At 71.0% G+C, this 19,393-nt stretch carries 21 protein-coding genes and 1 pseudogene; 11 read left to right on the top strand and 11 right to left on the bottom strand.

Going from position 1 to position 19,393, the window contains the following annotated elements; translation table 11 throughout:
* The first annotated feature begins 216 nt into the window (after positions 1 to 216).
* The gene (gene argS / locus GKC29_RS03045; RefSeq protein ID WP_155329376.1) at positions 217 to 1,935 is read left to right on the top strand and encodes an arginine--tRNA ligase; all 1,719 of its coding nucleotides are present in this window, start codon (positions 217 to 219) and stop codon (positions 1,933 to 1,935) included.
* Positions 1,936 to 2,047: 112 nt separating this feature from the next.
* Here argS and GKC29_RS03050 read toward each other — a convergent pair whose 3' ends face one another.
* Positions 2,048 to 3,253, bottom strand: coding sequence for a competence protein CoiA family protein (locus GKC29_RS03050; protein WP_155329377.1), 1,206 nt, complete (start codon positions 3,251 to 3,253; stop codon positions 2,048 to 2,050).
* Positions 3,254 to 3,588: 335 nt separating this feature from the next.
* Here GKC29_RS03050 and GKC29_RS03055 point away from each other — a divergent pair, with 335 nt between their 5' ends.
* Positions 3,589 to 4,092 carry a hypothetical protein gene (locus GKC29_RS03055; protein WP_155329378.1) on the top strand — a complete coding sequence of 168 codons (504 nt, stop codon included), beginning with the start codon at positions 3,589 to 3,591 and terminating at the stop codon, positions 4,090 to 4,092.
* Positions 4,093 to 4,248: 156 nt separating this feature from the next.
* Positions 4,249 to 4,596, top strand: a complete 348-nt coding sequence (locus GKC29_RS03060; protein ID WP_155329379.1) for a hypothetical protein — start codon at positions 4,249 to 4,251, stop codon at positions 4,594 to 4,596.
* A 147-nt stretch (positions 4,597 to 4,743) separates the two neighbouring features.
* On the opposite strand, the gene GKC29_RS03065 is transcribed toward GKC29_RS03060, so the two are convergent.
* The 7 genes and pseudogenes from GKC29_RS03065 to GKC29_RS03100 form a co-directional block, all read right to left on the bottom strand.
* On the bottom strand, positions 4,744 to 5,070 hold the full coding sequence (locus GKC29_RS03065; RefSeq protein WP_155329380.1) for a hypothetical protein: 327 nt from the start codon (positions 5,068 to 5,070) through the stop codon (positions 4,744 to 4,746).
* Positions 5,057 to 5,725, bottom strand: coding sequence for a hypothetical protein (locus GKC29_RS03070; RefSeq protein ID WP_155329381.1), 669 nt, complete (start codon positions 5,723 to 5,725; stop codon positions 5,057 to 5,059). Before GKC29_RS03070 ends, GKC29_RS03065 begins: the two co-directional genes overlap by 14 nt.
* Complete coding sequence (locus GKC29_RS03075; protein ID WP_155329382.1) at positions 5,722 to 6,084, bottom strand: WXG100 family type VII secretion target; 363 nt, start codon at positions 6,082 to 6,084, stop codon at positions 5,722 to 5,724. Before GKC29_RS03075 ends, GKC29_RS03070 begins: the two co-directional genes overlap by 4 nt.
* Positions 6,081 to 6,449, bottom strand: a complete 369-nt coding sequence (locus GKC29_RS03080) for a hypothetical protein (protein WP_230688898.1) — start codon at positions 6,447 to 6,449, stop codon at positions 6,081 to 6,083. The genes GKC29_RS03075 and GKC29_RS03080 overlap by 4 nt, the downstream gene beginning before the upstream one ends.
* A gap of 153 nt (positions 6,450 to 6,602) precedes the next feature.
* A complete protein-coding gene (locus tag GKC29_RS30455; RefSeq protein WP_196255791.1) occupies positions 6,603 to 7,409 on the bottom strand; it encodes a zinc ribbon domain-containing protein in 807 nt (268 codons plus the stop codon).
* A gap of 151 nt (positions 7,410 to 7,560) precedes the next feature.
* Positions 7,561 to 7,899: pseudogene (locus GKC29_RS30460) on the bottom strand (hypothetical protein); the annotation flags it as partial.
* A gap of 927 nt (positions 7,900 to 8,826) precedes the next feature.
* Complete coding sequence (locus tag GKC29_RS03100; protein ID WP_155329383.1) at positions 8,827 to 9,369, bottom strand: GNAT family N-acetyltransferase; 543 nt, start codon at positions 9,367 to 9,369, stop codon at positions 8,827 to 8,829.
* 304 nt (positions 9,370 to 9,673) lie between these two features.
* Here GKC29_RS03100 and GKC29_RS03105 point away from each other — a divergent pair, with 304 nt between their 5' ends.
* Complete coding sequence (locus GKC29_RS03105) at positions 9,674 to 10,882, top strand: hypothetical protein (protein WP_155329384.1); 1,209 nt, start codon at positions 9,674 to 9,676, stop codon at positions 10,880 to 10,882.
* A gap of 102 nt (positions 10,883 to 10,984) precedes the next feature.
* Positions 10,985 to 11,491: a hypothetical protein gene (locus tag GKC29_RS03110; protein WP_155329385.1), complete on the top strand. Its 507-nt coding sequence runs from the start codon at positions 10,985 to 10,987 to the stop codon at positions 11,489 to 11,491.
* Here GKC29_RS03110 and GKC29_RS03115 read toward each other — a convergent pair.
* From GKC29_RS03115 to GKC29_RS03125, 3 genes are all read right to left on the bottom strand, one after another.
* Positions 11,435 to 11,926, bottom strand: coding sequence for a GNAT family N-acetyltransferase (locus GKC29_RS03115; protein ID WP_155329386.1), 492 nt, complete (start codon positions 11,924 to 11,926; stop codon positions 11,435 to 11,437). The two genes, GKC29_RS03110 and GKC29_RS03115, sit on opposite strands and share 57 nt — an antisense overlap.
* Positions 11,927 to 12,017: 91 nt before the next feature.
* The gene (locus tag GKC29_RS03120; protein WP_370463304.1) at positions 12,018 to 12,587 is read right to left on the bottom strand and encodes a glycosyl hydrolase family 65 protein; all 570 of its coding nucleotides are present in this window, start codon (positions 12,585 to 12,587) and stop codon (positions 12,018 to 12,020) included.
* Between the two features lie 118 nt (positions 12,588 to 12,705).
* Positions 12,706 to 13,494 (bottom strand): A24 family peptidase, encoded by a 789-nt coding sequence (locus GKC29_RS03125; RefSeq protein ID WP_155329387.1) that lies wholly within the window; start codon positions 13,492 to 13,494, stop codon positions 12,706 to 12,708.
* Positions 13,495 to 13,949: 455 nt separating this feature from the next.
* Between GKC29_RS03125 and GKC29_RS03130 the strand changes: the two genes are divergently transcribed.
* From GKC29_RS03130 to GKC29_RS03155, 6 genes are read left to right on the top strand one after another with little or no spacing between them, the layout of a single operon-like run.
* Positions 13,950 to 14,597 carry a hypothetical protein gene (locus GKC29_RS03130; RefSeq protein WP_370463305.1) on the top strand — a complete coding sequence of 216 codons (648 nt, stop codon included), beginning with the start codon at positions 13,950 to 13,952 and terminating at the stop codon, positions 14,595 to 14,597.
* Entirely contained in the window at positions 14,591 to 15,517 is a 927-nt protein-coding gene (locus tag GKC29_RS03135) for a hypothetical protein (protein WP_155329389.1), read from the top strand. The genes GKC29_RS03130 and GKC29_RS03135 overlap by 7 nt, the downstream gene beginning before the upstream one ends.
* Positions 15,514 to 16,173 carry an SAF domain-containing protein gene (locus GKC29_RS03140; RefSeq protein ID WP_155329390.1) on the top strand — a complete coding sequence of 220 codons (660 nt, stop codon included), beginning with the start codon at positions 15,514 to 15,516 and terminating at the stop codon, positions 16,171 to 16,173. Before GKC29_RS03135 ends, GKC29_RS03140 begins: the two co-directional genes overlap by 4 nt.
* Complete coding sequence (locus GKC29_RS03145; RefSeq protein WP_155329391.1) at positions 16,173 to 16,973, top strand: ParA family protein; 801 nt, start codon at positions 16,173 to 16,175, stop codon at positions 16,971 to 16,973. The genes GKC29_RS03140 and GKC29_RS03145 overlap by 1 nt, the downstream gene beginning before the upstream one ends.
* Positions 16,963 to 18,483, top strand: a complete 1,521-nt coding sequence (locus GKC29_RS03150; RefSeq protein ID WP_155329392.1) for a CpaF family protein — start codon at positions 16,963 to 16,965, stop codon at positions 18,481 to 18,483. The genes GKC29_RS03145 and GKC29_RS03150 overlap by 11 nt, the downstream gene beginning before the upstream one ends.
* Positions 18,444 to 19,388, top strand: coding sequence for a type II secretion system F family protein (locus tag GKC29_RS03155; protein WP_155329393.1), 945 nt, complete (start codon positions 18,444 to 18,446; stop codon positions 19,386 to 19,388). The genes GKC29_RS03150 and GKC29_RS03155 overlap by 40 nt, the downstream gene beginning before the upstream one ends.
* The last annotated feature ends 5 nt before the right edge of the window (positions 19,389 to 19,393 follow it).

Consider the following 19,393-nt stretch of genomic DNA (forward strand, 5'->3'; position numbering starts at 1 on the left):
CTGCTGCCATGACCAGCTTGCACGCGTACCCGACGACGTCCCCCGACGTCCAGGTCGGCGCGCTGCGACGCCGGCGGTCCCGCGACCGCCTGCGCTGAGCATTCCTCTCTGCGACCGGCGGATTGAGCCGCCGGTCCTCGCCGATCGTCCTCGGTCCGCCCGCATCCGAAGTCTGGTGATCCGCGTGAAGTGGATCCGAGCGAGATCGGCGTACCCATGGACCTTGAGCAACTGCTGACCGACCGGCTGGCGCCGGCGTTCGAGACGGTGGCCGGCGTACCGGTCGACCCGGTAGTGCGGCGCTCCCAGCGCGCGGACTTCCAGTCCGACGCGGCGCTGGCACTGGCCCGGCGGCTCGGCCGGCCGCCGCGGTCGATCGCCGCCGAGGTGCTGGACCGCGCGGACCTGGCCGACCTGTGCACCGTGGCGGAGGTTTCCGGGCCGGGCTTCCTCAACCTGACCGTCGCCGGCGAGGCTTTGGCCGGCCTGGTTGCCGCGCTGGCCACCGACCCGCGGCTCGGGGTGCCGGTGGTCGCGGAGCCGGAGACGGTGGTGGTCGACTACTCGGCGCCGAACGTGGCGAAGGAGATGCACGTCGGGCACCTGCGGTCGACGGTGATCGGCGACGCGGCGGCCCGGCTGCTGGAGTGGCTGGGGCACCGGGTGATCAGGGCCAATCACCTGGGCGACTGGGGCACACCGTTCGGGATGCTGATCGAGCACCTGGTCGACCTGGGCGAGGTCGAGGCGGCGCAGGAGTTGTCCATGGGCGACCTGGACTCGTTCTACAAGGCGGCCCGCGCCAAGTTCGACGCCGACGAAGCGTTCCGCGAGCGGTCCCGGCTGCGGGTGGTGGCCTTGCAGGGCGGCGATCCGGCGACGCTGCGGCTGTGGCGGCTGCTGGTGGAGCAGTCCGAGCGCTACTTCATGACCGTGTACGACCTGCTCGACGTGACCCTCACCGAGCGGGCCTTCCACGGCGAGAGTAGTTACAACGACCTGCTCGGCCCGGTGGTCGAGGACCTGGACCGACGCGGTCTGCTCCGGGAGAGCGAGGGCGCGGCCTGCGTGTTCCCTCCCGGTTCGGTGGGCCGGGACGGCGAGCCGCTGCCGCTGATCGTGCGCAAGTCCGACGGCGGGTACGGCTACCCGGCGACCGACCTGGCGGCGATCCGGCACCGGACCGGCACGCTGGGCGCGACCCGGCTGCTCTACGTGGTCGGGCTGCCGCAGCGGCGGCACTTCGACATGGTGTACGCCGCAGCCGCGCAGGCCGGCTGGCTGGCCCCGCCGGCTCGGGCCGAGCACGTCGGGTTCGGGTCGATCCTCGGGCCGGATGGGCGGATGCTGCGCAGCCGGGCCGGCGGGTCGGTGAAGCTGGTCGGGCTGCTGGAGGAGGCGGCGGCCCGGGCCACCGCGCTGGCCCGCGAGCGGAACCCGGACCTGGGCGAGGCGGAGGCGGCCGAAGTGGGCCGCGCGGTCGGCATCGGCGCGATCAAGTACGCCGACCTGTCCAGCGACCGGCACAAGGACTACGTGCTCGACTGGGAGCGGATGCTCTCGCTGGATGGCAACACCGCCCCCTACTTCCAGTACGCGTACTCCCGGATCCAGTCGATCTTCCGGCGGGCCGGGGTGACGGCTCAGCCGGACGCGCCGATCTCGCTGGCCGAGCCGGCCGAGCGGGCGCTCGCGTTCGAGCTGATCGGCTTCGCCGGGGTGGTCACCGACGTGGCGGACAGCCTGGAGTTCCACCACCTGGCCGGATACCTGTACCGGCTGGCCGCCGCGTTCAGCGCGTTCTACGAACGCTGCCCCGTGCTGCGGGCCGACGGACCGAGCCGGGACAGCCGGCTGGTGCTCTGCGACCTGACCGCCCGGGTACTCCGGCAGGGCCTCTACCTGCTCGGCATCCGGACCCCCGAACGGATGTGACCGGGACGGGGACGGCCGTCCAGGAGGCGACCGCGATGCAGGCGTCCGGCTCCCTGCCGACCGGCCTCGCGACCAAACGGTGTGTATCGCGGGTTCTCGCTCAGGACCGGTTCTAACGATGCGGCTGGCTCGGATGGCAGATGGTGCAGACCAGTAGGCCGGTGCGGTTGCCGCAGCCGGGGCAGGTCCAGACCCGACGTCGCCAGGGATTGTCTGGGCGCTCGTCCACTTTGTTGGTCGCCGGGCGGGGGACCCGGGACGGTGGCGGGATGGCCGTCGCGCGGCGGGGGCGGGTCGGCGCTAGCCGGCTCGGCGTTGCGATCGCGTCGTGGGGATTGGGGGCCGGCTGGGGATTGGGGCGGCGGAGTAGGGCGATTCGGGCAGCGCGAGCGGCGGCCTCGGCGCGGACAGCCGCCGCAGTGCGGTTCAGTTCGTCGCACACCTTCATGGGCAGGGCGATGCCACGCGCGTCTAGGGCGAGGTCACCCAATGGTGCCCACCGTACGGTGATCTGGTCGTTGAGGCAGGCGGGGTAGTGCAGGCCGAAGTGCTCCGGGTGGGGGCTGGCGTGCCAGTCGGCGGTCCGGGTATGCGGTCGGCCGAGGGGGATGCCGCAGCGGCCTTCGGCTACGTCGAGGTAGTGCAGAGCGACGCCGTGGGTGAGCAAGATGCCGGGGCGGTCCAGTCCCGGGCGCCACAGCCAGACATCAACGATGCCACGATCGGCGTAGTCGCGGTGGCGGGCAAGCCAGTCGCGGTCGGTGAGCGCCTGGTTCTGTAGTTCCAGCACGATGTGTGTGCCGTCGTGGAGTTCCACCAGGACGTCGGCGCGTCTGCGGCGGTCGTCGGTGTGCCACTCCACCCGAACGGCGGCTACGTTTGACTGCCGGCGGGCCCAGCCGGCCAGGAGCAGTTTACCGTCGGCGTGCCATGCCGTCTCCGGTGCATGACCGCCTGCCGGCGCCATGTTCGGCGGGTGGGCGAAATGCAGCCGGCGCCGCCCGCCTTCCCTCCCTTTGACGACGAGGGGTACGAGCACGCCGGGTTGCCCTGCGCTGCCCTGATAGCAGTAGAGGCACACCAGGCTGCGATCCCCATTGCGTCCCTTGCTCTGCCAGTACTCGTAAAAGCCTTCTGAGGCGTGGTCGGCCTCGACCTGTGCACAGGTCGAGGCCGACCACGAGCAGATCGTCGTACGACATGCCTGTGGCCTTTCTGGTGACGGCGGGGCCCAGCGCACGCCGACGGCCGCCCCGAGCAGGGCGGGCCAACGTGGAATGGGCAGCGTGCTGCGGTCGTCCGGCCTCGCTGCAGTCACTCAGAAAGAAAGATGATTTGAAATGCGTCGCCGCTACGCGTTGGCCGCGGGCGTCACGCCGAAGTGCGGCAATCATGTAGTAGGTAGCTGGCCCCGAAAGGGGGCTGCGGCGCTCATTAGTCTCGGAGCTACATCGAATGTAGGCCGGTGACGATAAGCGTACGGCGTGGCTGACCCGCAGCGCTACCCCTGCCGCTGGCATCGCTTGATACGGAACGTCGGCAGCTGATCAAGGCGTGAATCCGTATTGCGCAGCACACTGCCGGGTGTCCTGCGGCTGGAACTCGCCATGTCCCGTCGGAAGCTGCGACACCGGTGCCTGGCAGACGCGCTCCGTGCCGATGCCGGCCACCCGTCACGGCTTGGCGCGACGATCCGCAGTGGCTTACGACTTACTCAACCTGGCCCTCACCGAGCGGGACTTCCACGGTGAGAGCAGCTACAACGACCTGCTCGGCCCGGTGGTCGAGGAGCTGGACCGGCTCGGGCTGCTGCCGTGCAGCGATGGCGCGGCCCGCGTGTTCCCGCTCGGCTTGGCACCCGCCGACCGATACCCGGACGTGGCAGAGCTCGTCGCCGCCTTGGGTCTGGCCCCGCCCTGCCGTGACAAACGCATCGCCGACCGGCACCGGGCGCCAACGGGTTCGGGTGCTCCGCGGGTGCTCGGATGCTCCCCCACCCTGACGGACGCACCACATGAACCCCGGATTCCGTCCCAGTCGATGACCAATCGCTACATCACCGCGAGTAGTCATGGGCGCGGAACAGCCCGAACCGGTGCGGACGCGCCCCTACACGGCCGGACGGTCGACACTCACTCGACTACCGTCTGCGATTGAGACGACTTTGATCTCATATAGGTGACTTTTAATCCATAGGTTCAGGGTTCGAGTCCCTGGCGGCCCACTCAGACGCAGGTCAGCGGCCCTGACCCGGATCGCTATCGCCGCGCTCGGGGCCGGTACAGCAGTGGACCAACGGTCAGCCTGACTTCCGTGTCAGGGATGCTCTCGGAAGCGGCGACGAAGCGAACAGCTGAAGGGCGGACGATGACGGATGGACCGCTCGTGCGCAATTCACGGCTGCTCGGCCTGTTCGTCGAGATCATTCAAGGGCCCGAAGGGACCCTGCGGGCAGTGGAGACCGTCGGCCGGGGCGTTGCGGGAGAAGCACGCTGCACATTGAACGTGGTCGCAGACAAGATGACCACCAGCTCCGACAGCCCGGCCGAGGCACGTCGGAGAAGCCTCGCCTGCGGGGCATACCGCGGTCGGGTTGCCTCGCTGTGTCGACTGATCGACGCGGTCGACTTCGGCATCGTTGGTGGGCCGATCCGGGCCTGACTCGCCGGGCACGCCGGCTACACCGCGATCCAAGCCATCCCGGGTGTCGGTCCCATCCTGGCGGCCGGTGTTGCCCAACGAGAGCAACGTCGTAGTCATCCTCGCCGTTGCCGAGCGCGACGAGCGCGGATCCCTCACTAGCGGCCTCTACTGCTGATCGCGGATGCCTTGACCTGCGGCGAGTTCAGCCGCTTCGTCGGCGAGGCGTTGCCGCTCGTCTGGGTCGAGATTCTGTTCCCAGTCCCTGAAGCGGTGGAAGCGGTCGAGGAGTTCTCCGCCGTAGGCGTCGGTGGCGGCGATTTGTCGGAGGTCGGTGCGGCCGGCGAGGATGTCGCGGGCCAGTTCCTGGAGGTCGTCACCAGCGGCACCGTCGCGGAGGCGGGTGAGGCTGGCGTGGACGAGCTTGGCGAGGCCGGGGTCGCCTTCGGTGAGGCCGAGGAACTGCCGCTCGGGTTCGGAGTCAGGCCGCGTCATGGAGCACCGGGCTGACGTAGGGCCGGTCCGGCAGGGGGAACTTGGACAGGTCGCCGCCTTGCTCGGCAAGAGCCTTGATGAAGCTGAAGAAACTGAGGATGGCCGTGCCGCCGGCTTGAATCTTCAGTGCGGCGTCGTTGACCTTCTTGACCAGCTCGGTGGCTTGCCAGGCGGCGATGCCGTAGCCGGCGACGGCACCGACGCCGGTCTCGATGAGCGCGGTCCCTGCGGCGGCGCTGACGCCGATGATGATGGCCTTGTCGATCATCATCTTGATGAGGCCGCCGATCATGTCGGCCAGGAGCCAGATGGCGCGGGCTGCTTCGTGGTAGTTCTCCTCGATCTGGGTCAGGACGACGTTCTGCTCGACGGCTGCCGTCGCGAGTTTGCGGAGGTAGACGAAGGCGGCGTCGGCGGCCTGTCCGTCCCACTGGTGATCCATCTGCGCGGCGGTCAAGCTGACGTTCTGGCCGAGGGCTTGCAGGCTCTGGCCGAGGTTGCCGTAGGCGTCACCTGCTTTGTAGAAGCTCTGCCAGTCGCCGACGAAGACGTTGGTGATGGTGCCGATGACGTCGTAGCCGGCGACGTCCTTGATGATCTGGTTGACCCAGTGGGAGATGGAGATGGCGTCCAAGATGCCGATCGGCTCGATCACGGCAGGTTCCCAGTCAACGGGCGCCCGCCAGGCACCTCGTAACCGCTGCGGTCAACCGTCGGGTAGGTGGCGTCCAGCCGGGCCGCGTTGCCGGCGTCCGTGTACCGGTAGTAGTCCGCAGTGCCCTGGAGCGCGTCCCGGGACTTCTCCAGCAGCTCGACCAGGTGAGCGAGCCGCTTGTTCATCGCGTCGAGAAGCAGCTGGTGCGCAGGCCATACCTCGCTGAGCAGTCCTTGGCCCGGCACGGGCATGTCGGTGTGCTTGAGTATGTACGCCTTGGCGGCCTGGGCGTCGAGGCTCGCCTCGTTGAGGCGGGAAGCGGCGCGCTCCAGGGCGCTGGGCTCAACCGAGAAGCTCACGACAGGCGATCCTTGATAACGCCGGTCACAACGAGCATGACCGCGGCGACGAGGAGCGCGAGGGTCATGATCCGGCCACGCCGCTTCGACTCGGCGTTGTTAGCGGCCCGGTAGACGCCGACGCCCGTCACCGCAGCCACACCTAGCGGCACTGTCACCGACATGAATCGCAAGAATGACCACGGGTTGAAGACTCCACGGTCGTCACCAACGATGACCAGTTGATAGGCCAGGAAGCCCAGGCCGACCAGGCACAAGAAGAACAGCACCATCGACACCAGCGCCACGCTCTTGCGGAAGTCATGCCACTGATTCAGCTTGTCCGGCACTGCCGTCACCCGATCCGTCTGCCCCGTCTCACTCACGACCGCACCATGCCACAGCGCGACCACGGACCGCGACCCCGCCGTTCAGCGCAGAAGATCACTTGTCGGGAAGTAGGCGCATCGGTTGCTCGGGTGGCAGCGCCCAGCGGATACGAGGCGAATCGAGCTACGCAACGGTCGAAGTAGGCAAGATCATCGGGCACACCTCGGGCACAAATGACGCCGACAAGAACTGTCAATCGTTGTAAGGCGACACCAGACGTCGCCCAGGTCAGCGCCTCGATCCGCCCGATGCGAGACGATCCATACCACGCCGGAGGGATTCAGGGTTCGAGTCCCTGGCGGCCCACCGACCGCACCATTGTGCGAACCGGTGGCTCTTTCGAGGTGCCCCCGTCCGTTTCGGGCGGGGGCATTGTCGTGTCGGTGGGAATCTTGAACACGGGTACGACTCCCTGGTCGGTGAGTTGAACTTCGGCAATGAGTGTCTCGATGGCGGCCTTGCGCTCGGTGGTGGTGCCGCTCGCCAGAATGGTGGCGAGGTGGTCGCGGATGCGGGCGACGGTGCCGGGCGGCGGGGCGTGGGCTGGGCGGTCGGGTCGGCGTCGAGTTCGGTGTGCCGGGCCTGGAGTTGGGCGAGCCGTTGGCGGAGCGGATGCGGGGTCCGGCGGTGGCGTCGTCCATGGTGCCGTTCTCAAAGGCGGTGTGGTAGCAGGTGATCGCGTTCTCGGTGTGGGTGATCTGGTTGGCTGTGGCGGTGAGTTCGGCGCGCCGGTCGTCGGCGGTGCTGTCGCGTTGGGCTTGGGCGCGTTCGATCATGGCGGCCAGGACGGGCTCGGCGGTGGTGTAGAAGTCGTGCAGGGCCCGCAGGATCATGCGGTCGAGCTCGTCGGCGGGGAGCCGGGGCGCGGTGCAGGTGGCGTGCTTGCCGTAGCGGGTGCGGGTGAAGCAGGTGTAGTAGCGGTAGCGGCGGGTCCGGCCTTTGGGCGTCGCCGCCAACGACTTCTTGTCCCGCGTCAGGTTTTGGGCAGGATTTGATCTTCGAAAAGTTGGGGATGGTGGGATCGGCCTGGCCGAGGTGGACCTCGGCGGGCGGGTTGAACGCGATGCCCTCGTGCGGGCGGACGTGGTTGAACTCGGCCCGGTACGCCTCGGCGATGGCGTCGAGCGTCGGCCCGTCGGTGATCTCCTCGTGGTAGAGCCGTTCGTACTTCAGTGGCCCGAACGCTTGTTCGCGTACGCCGTTGGTGTTTGGTGCCTTCTTGCGGGCGCAGATGTGGGTCAGCTCGGGTCGGGCGGCGATGAACCGGGCGAGCGCGGCCGACGTGAACGCCGGCCCGTTGTCGGTGGCCAGCCGGACCGGCACCGGCTGGCCGTGCTCGTCGTGGGCAGCGCCGTGTGCAGCGCGCAGCCCAGCAGCGGTTTCGGGCACGGTGATCGCCGGTGCGCGTGACAAGGACGAGATCAGCGATGATGGCAGGCCGGGCATGACTCACTTCGGACGATCAACAAGGCGTAGGAACCTCGATGATCATCTGAACCGGTCATGCCCGCCCTCCTGCCACCGGCAAGGGCGCGTCTACGCCAACCACATCAAGCCGGGCGCTCCGCGACTTTGCCGGGGCCCTGTCCGTTCCCCTGTGCAGCGAGGCGTTATCTGTCGTTGCGCTGGTCTGCGCTCCTTACCAGCCCGGCATGAATAAACACTGCTCCCAGGAGGACGCCGATCCCGGCCAGAACCATCACAGCGGTGATGACTCCGATGGTCAAGGCGAGGGCAGCTAGCAGCAGCCCGCAAACCGTGAGCAGGAATGCTCCGCCCCTAGTCAGATTGTCGTCAACCACGGTGTTCCTCCACTAGCTGGAATGCCAATCATCCGGTCAGCTCCAAATCGCAACCGTCTCGGGTCAAGGCCAGAGCCCGGCTGAGAGCCACATGGCCTTGATAGTTGTATTCGATCCACTGGCTGTTCCGCGCGTATTCGAGCCATCGTCGGGCCCAGCCAGCCCTTTACGGGGCCGCTGTTGCCGTGATTCGGACCGGTACAGCAGCTAATAGTGCTTTGTCAGGTTAGGACGAGTTGGCGGCAGAGGGGGCAGAACCCGAGCCAGATCGCGAGTAGGCATTGCAGTTCGCGGAGGACGGCGTAGAGGCTCAGGTCTGCCCCGCTGCTTTTGGGCGTGTCAGCCTCAGTTGGGTGAGGAACAGTTGGGCGGCTGCGGTGAGGGTGACGTGGCGGTGCCGGCCGATCCAGGAGCGGCCTTCGAAGTGGTCGAGGCCGAGGGCGGTTCAGTCCTCCAGCCGCGCCCGCACCCGAACCAGATCCCGCTCATCCACGCACCGCAGCCAAACACCGCCACGATCCCCGTACAAGCGACACGCCACAACAACCTAACAAAGCACTACTAGCCCGTACTAGCCCTTCGAGTCCAGCTTCCATTCGTGGGCGATGAGCCCGAGCAGCACCTCGTCCAGGAACTCGCCCATCACCCAGGCCGAGGAGCGCAGCACGCCCTCGCGGACGAAGCCGTTGCGCTCGGCGGAGCGCAGCATCGCGTGGTTGTCCGACAGCGTCTCGATCTGCAGCCGATGCAGGCCGCGCACCACGAAACCGTAGTGGCACAGCACCGCGACCACGTCGGTGCCGTAGCCCTTGCCACGGAAGGACGGCAGCAGCCCCAGCCCGATGTGCGCGGACCGGTTGTGGTTGTCGATGCCCCACAGCACCGCGGTGCCGACCAGCGCGCCGCCGTCCAGCTCCACCACCGAGAACGGGACGTGCCCCTGCTCCTTGTCGTCCACCACGAGCTGCGGGTTCTTCGAGCCGGGCGTGATCGGCCGCCACGGCCGGGCTTGGGACCGCGAGTGGTTGACCACGTCGTCGTAGAGCTCGGCCTGCAGGATCGGGATGTCGTCCTCGTGCCGGGCCCTGAGCCCGACCTTGCTGCCCCTTAGCATGCACGTTTCCTATCCACTGGCCTGGCCGGCGGCAACCCCTTTCCGAGGCAACCGAATCAGACTCCGGAGCACTCCCCTTACGCCGAAGGCAAGACCCATGTTGATCGCCCGAAATCAGAGCAAACCGGGTGTCGAGGATGGGAGCCCCCAGCTGCCCCAACCCGGAATGCCAAGGCGGGCCGGCCCGGGTGGCCGAGGTGACCCGGGGCATGGCGTGGCGTACAAGGGGAACGGCACCGGCAGGAGGACGAGCAGCAGCATCGCGGTCGGGCGCAGGTGAGGTTCCACGGGAGGGGAGGGCGCCGTGCACGAGATCACTCCGCAGGAACAGGATCGGCTGCTCACGTTCATGCGTCGCCACCGGAAGCGCCTGATGGCATTCCCGAACGTCCGTTCCGTCGACATCGGCTTCGCGTTCAAGCGCAGACGCCCCTCGGACCGTCTCGCGATCCGGGTACACGTCACCCGCAAGGTGCCGACACGAAGCCTCGCCGAAAGCGAGCGGTTGCCCGATGAGATCGACGGCGTTCCGGTTGACGTCATCGAGAGCAACCCCGAACCCGACGCGGATTTCCGCCACTCCCGTCAGGATCCGGTCCTCGGCGGCATCAACATCGGAAATCTCAAGGTGGGAGGTCCCGGCACCGGCGACCCCGGCACGCTGGGGTCCATCGTGTTCGAGCGGGGCACCCTGCGACCTCTGGCGCTGACGAACTGGCACGTCGCGGTCGCCAATCCGCCGGTCGCGATGGACCCGATCATCCAGCCCGACCCGGTGGCGCCCGACCCGGAGCCACCGAACAACTTCCTCGGCCGGCTCCTGCGCTGGGATCAGGGTCTGGACGCTGCCGTCTGCTCGATCGGCGAGCAGGACGGCACCCGCGGCCGGAACGTCTCCACCGACATCGTCGGGCTGCCACAGCCGGCGTCCGGCAGCAAACCGCACGTCGTCGGCCTCAAGGTGATCAAGTCCGGGCTGCGGACCGGTGTCACGGGCGGCACCATCGACGGCACCGACGGGGTGGAGTTCTCGGTCGTTCCCGACGACTTCCCGCTGCCCCAGGGGGTGCTTTCCCAACACGGCGACTCGGGGGCACTGTGGCTGGACCGGGAGACCTTCACGGCGGTCGGGCTGCATTTCGCGAGCATCAGCACCCCGGAGGTCCGCGCCTGGGGGAAGTCGATATCGAAGATCTGCGACTCGCTGAACATCTTCGTGTTGAACACCGCGGCCGTCGGAACGGCTTGGATCGGTGGGCACGGCCGCGTGCTCGCCTGCACCCGCCCCAACGCCCCCTGCAACCTGAAAATCGTCTACCCGAGCGGGCGCACCAGCCGCGCGCGGGGACTGGGTGCGGCGACCGCCAACGCGCAGGGGCTGGTCAGTTGGCGGTGGCGGATCGGATCGAGCACCCGGCGCATGCCGGGCGTCAAGATGAATGCCCACGTGACCCTGGACGGTGCGGAGCACCTGCTCTTCGCAGAGCTGGAAGGAGCAACGGACTTCTCCTGAACCGAACGGGACGGTGATCGCCGGGCTGCCCTGTCGTTGATCTGGTTGCACCCGCCGTCCGCTGCGGCGACGGTGGAACACCGATCGTCGAGGAGGACGCCGATGACCCGTCAGCGCGAGACCGTGGAGGTCGATCCGGTCCTGTTCCGCGCCGTCTACGACTCGCCGGCGTCACTGCCGGGCCGGCACCGCTGGACGACCAGCGAGTCCGACGTACGCCGGATCGAGAAGCTCCTCGGCATGCCGCCGCGCAGCATCGGCGCGCCGTTGTGGGTCAGTGGCGACGAGCCGGACTGCCCGAAGTGCGCTCGGCGGGTCAACTGGTACGACATCGTCAACTCGGCGCTGGCCGGGGTGCACGACCGCATGATGATCGCGACGGTCATCCTCGGCGAGCGCAAGTTCGTCAACACCGAGATCCCGGACGGGATCGCCGGGGTGCGCTGCGCCGACTGCCGTACGCCGATCGAGGGGCTGCGCAGTTTCAAGTGCCACAACTGGGCGTACGCGTTCGAGGCGCTGGAGGAGGTGCGCCGGCACATGGCCGGCGGCTCAGCCGTCGAGGGTCAGCTGACGGCGGTGCCGCAACCCGGGGCGGCCGTCGAGTGACACCTCGCCGACGGGCGTGAACCCGGTGTGCCGGAGCACCGCCAGCGAAGCGGGATTGTCCAGGGTCGTCGCGGCGGTCAGCCGGCGCAATCCGTACGCGTCCCGGGCGAGCGTGCACACCTGCCGGACGCCGTCGGTCGCGAGCCCGCGCCCGACGGCCCGCTGCGCGACCCGGTAGCCCAGCTCGGCCTCCCCGTCGGCGACGTCGACCAGGTTGAAGCGGCCGAGGACGCGACCGTCGTCGTCGACCAGGACGTGGAAGTGACACGCGCCGGTGGCCTGCTCGGCGAGGAGAGTGGCGTGCCGGGCCGGGAAGTCGGCGAAGTAGTCGTCCCCGCGGTCCGGGATCGACCGCGCGAACCAGGCGCGGTTGTCCCGCTCGAACGCGAGCAGCGGGTCGGCGTGGTGGGCGGCGAGCCGCTGGAGGTCGGGCACGCCCCCACCGTAGTGAGTCTCTTCGTACCGCGCCTCGGTGTTAAGAAGGGGCCCTTCCACTACCGGAGGCGTTGAGAAGGGGCCCTTCCTTTCACCTGGGGGCGGCGGGGGGGGAATGGGGGACTGGGGCGGGGGCGGGGATTGGGGGCATTGGGCGGGTTGCCGCGCTGCCGCCGGTCAGGTGGATGTGTTCGCCGTGGTGCCACAGCTCGACGGTCGTGTCCGGGTCGGCGTCCGGCAGCTCGTACCGGGCCTCGGCGGCGGTCAGTGTCACCGCCAGGCGGTGGCCGTGCCAGCGCAGGCAGAAGGCGAGCCGCCGGATCTCCGCGGGCAGCCGCGGGTCGAAGGAGAGCACTCCCCGGTCGTCGCGCAGACCGCCGAAGCCCTGCACCAGCGCCAGCCACGCACCGGCCAGCGACGCCAGGTACAGCCCGTCGGCGGTCTTGTCGCCGAGGTCCGCGAGGTCCTGCGACACGGACTCGGCGAACAGGCCGTACGCCAGGTCGAGGTGCCCGACCTCGGCGGCGAGCACGGCCTGCGGGGAGGCCGACAGCGACGAGTCGCGGACGGTCCGGGCCTCGGGCGCGGTCGTAAACGGCGGTCGGGTTGACCGGCCGCCGTCTGCGTGACCGTCACAGTTCCACCGCGGGCCCTTCGCCAAACACGGCCGCTCGGCCGTCGCGGCTGGCCGTCAGGGCTCCCACCTTGAGCTGGCCGGTCACTGTGCGGCGGTCGAGAAGGTCACGGCCGGCGGGTACGGGCACCGGGCATGTCCCGGCTCAGGCGGGTGTCAGCAGCAGGGCGGCGCCGGTCGCCGCGACGAGGAACGGGCCGAAGGCGAGGTGGCTGGACCAGCGGGCCCGGCCGGTCGCCAGCAGCGCCAGGGCGGCCACCGACGAGAGGGCGAACGCCAGCAGGAGCCCGAGCACCGGGACCGTCCAGCCGTGCCAGCCGAGGAGCAGGCCCGCGCCCACGGCGAGCTTGGCGTCGCCGAGGCCGAAGCCGAGCCGGCCGAGCAGGAGCGTGGTGCCGGCGAACAGGAGCCCCAGGGCGAGGCCGGCGGCGGTGGCCCGCAGCCACGGCGGGTACCCCGCACCGAGGGCGGCGGCCAGCCCGAGCAGGAGCCACGTGCCGAGCGCGGCGGGCCCGGTCAGCCGGTCGGGCAGCCGGTGCACCGCCGCGTCCACGAAGACGAGCGGCACCGCCCAGCCGAGCCACCACGCCACCGCGGCCAGCTCGACGGCCGGTGGCCCGACCAGCAGGAGCACCGTCGCGGCCGCGACCGCGGCGGCCTCCACCGTGCCGGGTGGCGCGCCCACCCGGGCGGCGCACCGCCCGCACCGTGCACCCGGCCCGAGCGCCGGCCACGGGCGGTCCAGGTCGACCGGGGCGCCGCAGGCGTCGCAACCGGACCGGGGTGTCGAACCCGGGGGTACGGCGTGCCGCAGCACTGCCAGCCGGAGGACCGGGGTGACCGTGAGCACGGCGAGCAGCGCTGCCCGACCGCCGCGTCGGGGTGCTCTCACCGTCGTGCCGAACCTGCCGCTACGAACACGCTGGGTAGCCATAGGCTCGCCGTACTGTAACGGGCGCTCCGGCGCCGGCACTTACCTCCACACCGGACGGACGCCCCCTCGAACGGCTGGCCGCTTCCGACGGGGACGGCCGACGGACGGCTTCCGAACCGAGGGGCAAAGCGGACGTGAGCCGTCGTTCACCCACAGTCCGCCCGCCCGCCCGGCCCGCACGACACCCCGGCCGGCGACCGCGACGCCACCCGGAGGCGACCGGCGCACCCGCCATCCGGCCGCCGGCCGGCAACCTGACCGCCACCACCGGCTGCCACCACCTCTCATCACGCAGCGTGTTCGCTTGAATTGCCTCTGTTGCATCGGCGACCGTCAGCCTATGCTCGCCCCTTGGGTGCGATGCAACCCTCGATCTTTCGACCGGGACGGCACAGGGATTTGCATTTGTAAAGATCAGTCACGGTAAATGCGGATGCGTTTTTCCACAGGTCCGGATGTGGTCATTCGGCCGCGCTTCCGCACGCCCGGATCCGCCGGGACACCGGCCGCCGGGATGCCGACGAGGAGGCGCGACAGTGCTAGAACGGCAGCTCAGGGACGTTGTGGCGTACCTGGTGACGGTCGCGGTGCTCGGCGCCGCGACGGGCTGCGGCACCGACCGGGGAGCGACCGCCGCGACGGCGGCCGATGACGGGGCACCCGCCCGGGTGCGGTCCGGGGCCGACGAACACACCGCCCGGAAAGCCGCGCTCGCCGCGTACTCCGGATATCTCGCCGCGTCCCGGAAGGCGAGCGGACGCAGCGATCCGCAGCATCCGGAACTGTCCACATTCCTCGCCGACCCGTTGCTGACCCGGGTCCGCCTCGCGATCCGCACCGCGAAGGAGCACGGTGCCGTACGCGTCGGCACGCTGGTCTCCGACCCCACCGTCACCGCCGTCGACCTCGACGCCGTCCCGCCCACCGTGGAGATCCAGGACTGCCTGGACGCGACCGGCTGGCGGCTGGTCTACGCCCGCGACAAGCGGGTGGTGCCGGGCAGCCGGGGCACCCGGCACCTGGCCACCGCGACCGCCACCCGCTACCCCGACGGCCGCTGGCTGATCAGCGCCGGCGCCTCGCACGAGGACCAGCCGTGCTGACCCGGGGCGGGCGGTCACGCCGCCGGATGCTCGCCGGCCTGGCCCTGGCCGCCGCGATGGTCGCCGGGTCCGTGCCAGCCGTCGGCTGGGCCGACCCGCCGGGCGCGGAGTGCCCGCCCGGCCAGACCAACTGCGACGTCTGGGACGACGACCCGGGCACCCCGGGCGGTGGGACCGGCGGCCCGGGTGGTGGCGACGGTGGGGGCGGCGACGGAGGCGGCGGGGGCACCTGCCAGTGGAACGGCCGCGTCATCCCCTGCTACGACCAGGTGCTCGGCTGGTTCAACAACGGCGACGGCTGCTACTACAAGCTGGCCGAGCCGCAGCCGGCGAACACTCCCGCCGGCCAGCAGTGGTACGTGCTGACCTGCAACGGCGGCGACCTCGGCTCCCAGCGGCTGGAGCTGCGCGACTCGCCGCCGCCCGGCTACGGCGCCCCACCCGACCCGGAGGAGCTGGCCCGGCGCGCGCTCGCCTCGATCGACCTGCTCCCGCCGCGCGTGGCGGTCGCACCGCGCCGGCAGATCGGCCCTGGGCTCGTCGGGCTGCCGGTGTGGATGTGGGCCAGCCGGGGCGACAACTACTTCGGCCCGCTGCGCGCGTCCGCCTCCGACCGGGGGCTGACCGTCGCCATCGAGGCGCGGGTCGACCGCATCGTCTGGGACATGGGCAACGGGGAGAGGGTCACCTGCGCCGGCCCCGGAACCCCCTACAGCTCCACCGGAGCGCACGCCGGGAAGCGCTCCCCCGACTGCGGCTACCACAGCGGCTACCCGAAGGCCGGGACGTACCGGGTCGGCGCCACCACGCACTGGTCGGTGACCTGGCGCGGTGGCGGCGAGAGCGACGTCATCCCGGTCACCCGGACGAGCGGCACGGTCCCGATCCAGATCAACGAACTACAGGTGGTGGCGGAGTGAGCCTCGCGACGCGCAACGGAACCGGACCGGTGGACGCCCCGGTCGTCCCGCCCAGGGTGGTCCGGCAACGCCGGATGCGCCCCGGGCTGCTCGGCCTGGCCGTCCTCCTCATCGCTCTCGGCGGGCTCGGGGCGGCGTTCGCCGTCACCTCGGTCCGCGCCACCGGCAGCTACCTGGCGATCGCCCGCCCGGTCGAGGTCGGCCGGACAATCGGCGCGGACGACCTGGTGACCGTGCAGGTCGCCGGCGGCCAGGGGCTCGCCCCGGTGCCGGTGGGCCGGCGGGACGACGTGGTCGGCAAGCGGGCGAAGGTCGCGCTCGTCCCCGGGACGTTGCTGACCATGGACCAGCTCACCGACGAGCCCCTCCTCGGCCCCGGGCAGCAGCAGCTCGCTCTGGGTCTCGAACCGTCCCAGGTGCCGGCCCGCAAGCTGCACCCCGGCGACAAGGTGCTGCTGGTCAGCACCCCGGCCGGGAACGACGACCGGCCGGCCACCGGTGTCACCCGCTTCGAGGCCACCGTCATCGACACGACGACCACCGAGAACGACGACGAGGTCGTCGTGTACGTGGCGCTCGCCGTCCGGGACGTACCGGCGGTGGCGGCGCTGGTCGCCCAGGACCGGATCGCCGTCGCCCTCACCGAGGCGGCCTGATGGCGATCATCGCGCTGGTCGCCGCCAAGGGGTCGCCGGGCGTCACCACCTCCGCGCTGGCCTGCGCGCTCACCTGGCACCGGCGGCTGGTGCTCGCCGAGTGCGACCCGGCCGGCGGGTCGGTGCTCGCCGGCTACCTCGGCGGCGCGCTCGACGGGCCCCGGGGCATCGGCGAGCTGGCCGTCGGGGAGCTGCGCGACGGCAACCTGGAGACGGCGTTCTGGTCGCAGCTGGTCGACCTGGACGCCCCGAAGCGGGAACGGCTGCTGCTGCCGGGCGTCGTTGATCCCGCCCAGGCGGGCAGCGTCGTCCCGCTGTGGCAGCGGTTCGCCGACTTCTTCGCCGGGCTGGACCGCGGCGACCCCGCGTACGACGTGCTCGTCGACTGCGGACGCCTGCACGTGGCCGGCCCGCCCTGGCCGATCCTGCGCGCCGCCTCGGTGGTGCTGGTGGTCACCAACGCCCGGCTGCCCGACCTGTCCGCCACCCGCGCCCTGGTCCGGGCGATCGAGCGGGACTTCACCGAGCACCGGGTGCCCGCGGGCACCCTGCGACTGCTGCTGGTCGGCGGCGGGCACGGGCGCAGCGAGGTCAGCAAGGCCCTGCGGCTGCCGGTCATCGCACGGCTGCCGCACGACCCGCGTACCGCCGGGGTGCTGGCCCTGGGCGGCACGGTGCGGGCCGGACGGCCGCTGATGCGTGCGGCGAGCGCGCTGGAGGTGCCGGTCGGAGCGTTGCTGGACCGGCGGCGGGCCCGCCTGGCCTGGCCGGTGGCGCAGGGGGTGCCGGATGCGGTTTGAACCGGTCTCCGCCGACCCCCGCCGGCACGCGCCCACCGCGACGTCGATCGCGCCACCCCTGCCGCCGCCGAACGGCCGGCACCATCCGACGCCGGTCCCGGCACCGCCGCCGGAGGCGCCCCCGCGCCCCCGCGTGGACTTCCAGGTGGTCCGGGAGCTGCGCCGGGAACTCAGCGAACGGCTCACCCTCTGGCAGCGCGGCCGGGAGTTCGACGCCGACGCCGAGGACACCGAGCGCGCCCGGCTGGCGGTCGCGGTCGTCGCCGAGTACGCGGACGCGGTCCGCCGGGCCGGCACCCCGATGGCGGCCGGCGAGGAACGTCTCCTGCTGGACCAGGTCACCGCCGAGCTGGCCGGGCTCGGCCGGCTCCAGACGCTGCTGGTCGACGACACCATCGAGGAGGTGCACATCCTCGGCTGCGACCAGGTGCGCATCACCCGGCACGGCGGCGGCGTCGACTGGGCCGAGCCGATCGCCGACAGCGACGACGAGCTGGTGGAGATCCTCCAGGCGGCGGCCCGGCGGGCGGGCGCCACCGAACGCTCCCTGTCGACGTCGAAGCCCACTCTCGACCTGCAGCTGCCCGACGGCAGCCGCCTCGCCGCCGTGTTCCTGGTCAGCCACCGCCCGTACGCGGTGATCCGCAAGCACAACACGCTCGACGTGAGCCTGGACGACATCGCCGGCGGCCGGGGCGACCTGGACGAGATGGTCGACCCGCTGCTGCGCGACTTCCTCCGCGCGGCCCTGCGCGCCGGGCTGAACATCATGGTCGCCGGCCTGGCCGGGGCCGGGAAGACCACGGTCATCCGGGCGCTGATGAACGAGATCCCGCCGGACGAGCCGTACGTGCTGCTGGAGGAGAGCCGGGAGCTGCTGCCCGCCCGGCGGGGGCACCGGCACCGGGCGGTGATGAGCTTCGAGGCCCGGGAGGGGCACGGCGAGCGGGGGCCGGACGGCCGCCCGGCCGGCGAGGTCAGCATCGCCGATCTGATCCCGGTCTCGCTGCGCATGGGCGTGCTGCGGATCATCGTCGGCGAGGTCCGGTCCCGGGAGATCGTGCCGATGCTCCAGGCGATGACGACCAGCCGGGGCTCGATGTGCACGATCCACGCCCGGACACCGGCCGGCGTCGGCGAGCGGATCATCGAGCTGGCGCTGGCGCACGGCCGCGAGATGACGGTCGACCAGGCCCGGCGGATGGCGGGCAACGCGCTCGACCTCATCGTCTACGTCACCGTCGAGGACGAGACGGCGATCGGCGGACGCAAGCACCGTTTCGTCTCGCACGTCGAGGAGGTCATCGGCGTCGGTGACGGCAACCGGATCACCACCACCACGGTCTTCGGGCCGGGACCGGACGGCCGGGCGGTCCCCCGGCACCTGCCGGAGCGGATCCGCAACCAGCTCCTCCGGGTCGGTTACGACGCCCGGCTGCTGGGCCGGTGGATCGAGGCCGGCACCGGCGCGTGGCGACGTCCCCGGCAGACCCGGCTGGGCCGGCGGTGAGTTCCGTGGTCGACATCGAACTCGTCGCGGTCGCCTCCGGCGCCGCCTGCGTCGCCGGGCTGCTGCTGGCCGTCGTGGCGATCGTCGGCACCCGCCGGCCGGCCGGACCCCGCCCGGGCGCCGGGCCGGGACTCGCCCGGTTCTGGCGCGGTCCCGGGGCCACCCCCCGCGAGCAGCGGGCCCACCAGGCACTGCTCGTCGGCGCCGTGCTGGCCGGCGCGCTGGCCTTCCTGGTGACCGGGCTGCCGGTGGTCGGCCTGCTGGTCGCCGTGGCGGTGCCCGGCACCCCCTGGCTGTTCTCCGTCGGCCGGGCCGAGCAGCGGGCCATCGCCCGGATCGAGGCGGTCGGCGAGTGGACCCGCCGGCTCAAGGACGTCTCCGCGACCGGCCAGGGCCTCCAGGCCGCGATCACCGGCACCGTCGCCACCGCGCCGGAGGAGATCCAGGAGGAGGTACGGCTGCTCGCCGCCCGCCTCCAGGCCGGATGGCTGGCCCGCCCCGCCCTGCTGGCGTTCGCCGACGAGATCGCCGACCCGGTGTGCGACCAGGTGGTGGCGGCGCTGATCCTGCACCTCACCGACCGCGGCGACCGACTCGGCGACGTGCTCGGCTCGATCGCGTCGGCCGCCGCCGCCGAGGTCGCGACCCGGCGGGAGGTCGAGGCGAAGCGCACCCAGCCCCGGTTCGCGGTCCGGTTCCTCACCGGCATGACCCTGACCACGATCGCGTACGGCCTGCTCAACACCGACTACATCCGCCCGTACGGAACCCCCATCGGTCAGCTCGTCATGGCGCTGCTCGGCGCGGCCTTCATCGCCCTGTTGGCCTGGGTACGTGCGATGAGCCAGCCGCAGCGGCCGGCCCGCTTCCTGCCGGCCCCCGACCCGCACGAGGTGATCGCGTGAGTTGC

This window comes from Micromonospora sp. WMMC415 (assembly GCF_009707425.1).
Classification (GTDB): Bacteria; Actinomycetota; Actinomycetes; order Mycobacteriales; family Micromonosporaceae; genus Micromonospora.